This window comes from Protofrankia sp. CiP1_Cm_nod4, from assembly GCF_982290645.1.
On the sequence record NZ_CEVIVC010000089.1, the window covers coordinates 16,117 to 17,989 of the forward strand.

Here is a 1,873-nt window from a genome sequence, read left to right on the forward strand (position 1 = left end):
TCCGTGCGGCCCAATGCGCGCGGCGTCCTGCTCGACGACTACAGACAGAACCAGGGCCTGCACGCCTTCGAAGGACGCGACAAGACCCTCAGCGCGTTGGCGCGGTGGACGTCGGAACTGGCCGACGATCCGGTCACCCGGATCGTCACCGGTGGCCCGGGCTCCGGGAAGACGTCGGTGCTCGCCCGGTTCGACGCCCTCGCCGATCCTGTCCGCCGCGGCAACCTGGAATCGCCGAGCGCGATCCGTCCGCCGGACGGCTGCGTGGCGCTGTTCATCCAGGCCCGAGGGCGTACAACCACCGAGATCGCCGACGGGATCCTGCACACGGCCGGGCTGCCTCCCTGCGACGTACGGACACTCGGCACAAGGACGCTGCTGGCCGGCCTCGATCAGATCCCGGAAGCGAAGCTGGTCGTCATCGACGCGCTCGACGAGTCCGCGGATCCGGAAGACATGATCCACACTCTGCTCGGGCCGTTACCCACCCGGTCGGTGTGGGAGGCGTGTATCTCGCCGGCCGTCCGGTGGTCGTCATGGCCCATGTGAACGCCGCCACCGTATAGGACCTGAGCACCGGGCAACAGATCGGCGAGTATTTCTGGCCAGCGGAAATCGGAGCGGTGTGGATCGGCCGCATCCGGGGCCGTGCTTGTATCGCGGCCGGCCTCGCCGACGGTGCGGTCACCGTACGGGACGACGGCACTCAGACGTCCGCTGTCCAGGCGACCGGTGCGGAATCCGTGGTCGTCACCCGGGTCTCCGGTGGGCGTCATGTCGTGTGGACGAGCCACCGCTCGGGTGTGATCCGCCGTTGGGACGTATCCACCGGAGGCCAGTTTGGGCCTCCCCTGCCGGTCTCGTCGTCCGCCCCCGCGCTCGCGACCGCCGAACTGCACGGCCGGCCCGTCGTGGTGAGCGCCGGCTACCACCACGGCGGGCAGTGCTGGGACGCCGAGACGGCCGAACCCGTCGGTGCGCCCTTCGCCAAGGACATGGGACGGACCGATCTCGCCACTGGCCGTCTGGGTGAGATGACGGTGGCCGTGACCGGCCACAAGATAAAGATCATCTGCTGGGATCCCACGACTGCTTCTCAGGCGGGCAGCAGCATAAGCGGCTTCCTGGATTCCACACCGAGCGATGCGCCGTGAAGCCGATGCGGGCTTCGGCCGGACACATCAAGCGCTGCTGGAGCGCATATGCGCTACCATGATACCATGGCGACGATCCAGGTCAGGAACATCCCCGACCAGGTGTACCTGACGTACAAACAGCGCGCCCTGCACGCTCGACAGTCCCTGCAGGAGTACCTGCTGGCCAAGCTGGTCCACGACGCCCAACAGCCCGCCATCGAGGAGATCCTGGACAGTGCGCGGGCCAACGCGGTGGAGTCTGTGACCACCGAGGACATCCTCGCCGAACTGGACCGCGGACGGTCCGCACGTTGATCGTTGTCGACGCCGGCGTCCTCGTCAAAGTCCTTGTCGAAAAGAGCCCCTCAGCCGATGCGGCACGCGAGCGGCTGAGGGGCGAAATCCTCAGCGCGCCGAGCCTGATCGATGCGGAAGTTCTCTCCGTCCTGCGCGGGCTGGCACTCGGCGGCAAACTCCCCGAGCATCGAGCCTCCGCCGCCCTGTCGCTGCTCGCCGGGATGCCCCTTCAGCGCACGCCGCTGCCCGCGCACCTTGCGCGGGCATGGCAGCTACGCGCCAACTACAGCGCGTACGACGCGTTCTACGTCGCCCTCGCGGAGCTGCTGGAATGCACACTGATCACCAGTGATGCCCGCCTCTCCCGTGGCACCGGCGCCACCTGCTCCATCGAGGTCTTCCGGTAACCACCTGGGATCATCCCGCTGTCAGTCCGACCA

General features: G+C 67.8%; 4 protein-coding genes. All 4 read left to right on the top strand.

Annotation, left to right across the window (positions count from 1 at the left end; all coding sequences use genetic code 11):
- On the top strand, positions 1–549 hold a 549-nt coding region (locus AC5LSR_RS16480; protein ID WP_250285841.1), incomplete at its 5' end, for a P-loop NTPase family protein.
- Positions 550–623: 74 nt separating this feature from the next.
- On the top strand, positions 624–1,154 hold the full coding sequence (locus tag AC5LSR_RS16485) for a hypothetical protein (protein ID WP_250285842.1): 531 nt from the start codon (positions 624–626) through the stop codon (positions 1,152–1,154).
- A gap of 48 nt (positions 1,155–1,202) precedes the next feature.
- Positions 1,203–1,451: a hypothetical protein gene (locus AC5LSR_RS16490; RefSeq protein ID WP_250285843.1), complete on the top strand. Its 249-nt coding sequence runs from the start codon at positions 1,203–1,205 to the stop codon at positions 1,449–1,451.
- Positions 1,448–1,840: a type II toxin-antitoxin system VapC family toxin gene (locus tag AC5LSR_RS16495; protein WP_250285844.1), complete on the top strand. Its 393-nt coding sequence runs from the start codon at positions 1,448–1,450 to the stop codon at positions 1,838–1,840. Before AC5LSR_RS16490 ends, AC5LSR_RS16495 begins: the two co-directional genes overlap by 4 nt.
- Positions 1,841–1,873 lie beyond the last annotated feature (33 nt).

Bases quoted from the DNA above. Each gene is read 5' to 3' on its own strand.
- AC5LSR_RS16490 (WP_250285843.1), top strand. From the start codon at position 1,203: ATGCGCTACCATGATACCATGGCGACGATCCAGGTCAGGAACATCCCC.